At 63.7% G+C, this 3,265-nt stretch carries 3 protein-coding genes; 1 reads left to right on the forward strand and 2 read right to left on the reverse strand.

Annotation, left to right across the window (positions count from 1 at the left end; translation table 11 throughout):
* The first annotated feature begins 244 nt into the window (after positions 1 to 244).
* Complete coding sequence (locus tag EN935_RS27975; protein ID WP_164548677.1) at positions 245 to 928, forward strand: response regulator transcription factor; 684 nt, start codon at positions 245 to 247, stop codon at positions 926 to 928.
* A gap of 32 nt (positions 929 to 960) precedes the next feature.
* Here the strand turns inward: EN935_RS27975 and EN935_RS27980 are convergent, their stop codons facing one another.
* Positions 961 to 2,301, reverse strand: a complete 1,341-nt coding sequence (locus tag EN935_RS27980) for a hybrid sensor histidine kinase/response regulator (protein ID WP_127262548.1) — start codon at positions 2,299 to 2,301, stop codon at positions 961 to 963.
* A gap of 14 nt (positions 2,302 to 2,315) precedes the next feature.
* A partial coding sequence (locus EN935_RS27985) for an FIST N-terminal domain-containing protein (protein WP_127373839.1) occupies positions 2,316 to 3,265 on the reverse strand: 950 nt, incomplete at its 5' end.

Genomic DNA, 3,265 nt, shown 5'->3' on the forward strand with positions numbered 1-3,265 from the left:
CGAAACGCTGGGACGAGCCCGCAACGGCCACCGATGCGATCGCGGGCGAGGGAAGGACGAAGTCTGTCATGCGGGTCTCTGCTAGGTTGCCGGAACATTCGACCGATTTGGGCGCCCGGGCAAGGCGATTTGGTCGAGAAAGTGCCGGCGGCATTTTCCGCCGGAGATGGCGATATACTATTTGGCTATAATCTGGCCATGGTGGCGAGGTTATTCTAATCGCCCACGAACTGAAATGAACCCCATGACCGCAATCCACGATCGCGCCCGGTTCCTGATCATCGACGACCACCCGTTGTTTCGCGAGGCGCTGCACAGCGCGGTGCAGATGGCCTATCCGGAAGTCGATACGGTGGAGGCGCGCTCGATCACCGAGGCGCTCGATCTGCTGGCCGGCGCCAAGCCATTCGATCTTGCGCTGCTCGACCTCAGCATGCCCGACGTGCACGGTTTTGAAGGCTTGTTGCAGCTCAGGACCCGCTATCCGCGCCTGCCGGTGGTCATCGTTTCAGGCTATGAGGAGCCGAAGATCATTTCCGAGGCGCTGTCCTACGGTGCTGCCGGCTTCATTCCGAAATCGGCGCGCAAGAGCGACCTCGCCGCCGCCATACGCTCGGTGATGGAAGGCGCGATCTATGTGCCGGAAACCTATGAAGGCCGCACGCCGGACGCCGAAAGCGTCGACCGCGCCGACATGGTGCAGCGCCTGTCGACGCTGACGCCGCAGCAGCTGCGCGTGCTGCAGATGCTGCGCCAGGGCCTGCTCAACAAGCAGATCGCCTATGAGCTGCAGGTGGGGGAGACCACCGTGAAGGCGCATGTCTCGGAAATCCTGCGCAAGCTCAATGTCTATAGCCGCACGCAAGCGGTGATCGAGGTGTCGAAGCTGGACAATGCGGAGCTGTTTCGGGATCAGGCCGGGTTTTGAACTGACATTCCCGGTTGTGGGAGGGTGTCAAGTTAAGCCAGCAGATGCGCCAGCAGCGCCCTTAGCTGCGCCGGCTTCAGCGGCTTGCGCATCAGTTCGATGCCGCCGGCGCGCGCGGCCTTGGCGACCGCTTCCGAACTGTCGGCGGTGACGATCAGCGCCGGCACGGCGCGGCCGAGATAGTCGCGGACTTCCGCGATGGTGGCGGTGCCGAGATCGCCGCCGTCGAGATGCTGGTCGGCGATGACGATGTCGGGCACCCAGTCGGTGTCGCCAAGCATGTCGAGGGCATCGTCGGTCGAGGTCGCGGCGCGCACCAGGCATTGCCAGCGTCCGAGCAGGAAGGTCATGGCCTGCAGGACCTCGACATCGTTCTCGACCAGCAGCACCTTGGTGCCGAACAGGCCATAGCCGCGCGGCCGTTCCATATCGGCGATGCTGGCGATGGCGTCGGCCGGGGCGCCGATGCCGACGGGAACATCGATGTGGAAGATCGTGCCGCGTCCGACCTTCGATGAAAATGTCACGGGATGGCCGAGCGCGCTGGCCATGCGGCGCACGATGGCGAGCCCGAGCCCGAGACCGCCGCCGTCCAGTTCGGCATTGGCCGTCGAGGTGCCACGATGGAATTCCTCGAACACCGCCTCGCGCTGGTCGTCGGGAATGCCGCAGCCGGTGTCGGCAACGTCGATGCGGATGGTGTCGCCTCGATGCCTGGTGCCGACCAGCACGCCGCCCGAGCGTGTATAGCCCAGCGCATTGGAGAGGATGTTCTGCAGGATGCGGCGCAGCAGCGTGCGGTCGGAGCGGACCACGGCATTGACCGGCCGGAATTTCAGCGACAGCCCCTTCAGTTCCGCCACCGGCAGGAAGTCCGAGCGCAGCGACGAGAACAGCGCCTCCAGGCTGACGTCGCCTATGTCGGGCTGCACCACGCCGGCGTCGAGCTTGGAGATGTCGAGCAGGGTGCGCAGCAGGTCCTCCATCGTCTCCAGCGAGCGCTCGACCTGTCGCACCAGCTTCCTGCCCTCGTCGCTGGTCTGCACTTCGGCCAGCGCCGAAATCGAGAGGTGGGCGGCGTTCAGCGGCTGCAGCACGTCGTGGCTGGCGGCGGCGAGGAAGCGGGTTTTCGACAGGTTCGCCAGTTCGGCGTTTTCCTTGGCGGCGCTGAGGTCGATGTTCGACTGCTCCAGCCGGCGCAGCGTCGAATGCAGTTCCTCGGTGCGTGTGCGCACCCGATTTTCCAGTGAAATCGCGGTCTGGAACAGCGAGAAGGCGTTGCCTTGCTGGTCCATCGAGCGCTCAACGCGGCTGACCAGTGCCGCGTTGATCTTCTTCAGCTTTTCAAGATCGTTTATGTCCCTCAGCGGCATCTTGTTGCGCCGTCCTATTCCGCCGCCTGGCGCTCGCCAAAGGCGATGCCGGTAAAAGTCTGGTTCAGATGCATCGACCGGTACTGTTCGCCATAGGTGCCGAAGCCGATGACATTGTTGACCCGGTAGAGTTCCGAAATGTCGCGAAACACCTGACGGTTGCGCGCATCCAGCCGCCGCAGCACGCAATCGAAGCCGAGGATCATGTCGATGCCGCCAAGCCTCTCCTCGACATCGCGCAGTGCCACGCGCGTCGCTTCGACCATGTCCTTGGGCTGGGCGATCGACAGCACGACGCCATCGTCTATGGCGCAGAAGAACGACAGCGAGCCATCTGGATGCATCTTCTGGATCGACCGGCAGTAATATTCGCCGCCCACCTTCACCACCACCGGATGCGAAGCAAAGCTCAACGGCGTCAGCGTCTGCGGGATGATGCCTACCGAGGCGGCATACTCCTCCGCCGCATTGGTGGCGTTGAACTCGCGAACGATGCGGTGATCGGGATCGGACGCCGTCACCACCAGCTTTTCGTCGGTGGGAACGAAATTGTCGGTCTTGAAGACATGGAAGGGAATTTCCGTGGCGATCAGCACGATGATGGCGCTGTCGGAGGTGACCTTGCCGTTCGAGATCAGGCGCGTCGTCTCGAACTTCAGGTCATCGCCGGCGGAGCCGCCAAGCAGCGGTATGTCGTCGAGGCCCCAGTGGATGGCTGAACTCACCGCTTCCTCGGCATAGGAGAGCCCGTCGATGAAGCAGAGCGCGAAGGTGCCTTTGGTGCGGTCGCAACCCAGGCGCATGCGCAGCGACCGCCGCAAGGCCTCGACCTCGCTGGTGATCCTGTCCATGCCCGACGACGACAAATTGTCGACCATCACGCTGACGGCGGTGAACGCGGCGGACGGCAGCAACATGGCAAGCACATGGCCGTCCTCGAGACCCTGCGGCGTGATCTCGCCGG

This window comes from Mesorhizobium sp. M7D.F.Ca.US.004.03.1.1 (genome assembly GCF_003998635.1).
Taxonomy (GTDB): Bacteria; Pseudomonadota; Alphaproteobacteria; order Rhizobiales; family Rhizobiaceae; genus Mesorhizobium; species Mesorhizobium loti.

What these genes read in the sequence shown, in the direction of transcription:
- EN935_RS27980 (WP_127262548.1), bottom strand. Translation starts at nt 2,301, where the DNA reads ATGCCGCTGAGGGACATAAACGATCTTGAAAAGCTGAAGAAGATCAAC.
- EN935_RS27975 (WP_164548677.1), top strand. Translation starts at nt 245, where the DNA reads ATGACCGCAATCCACGATCGCGCCCGGTTCCTGATCATCGACGACCAC.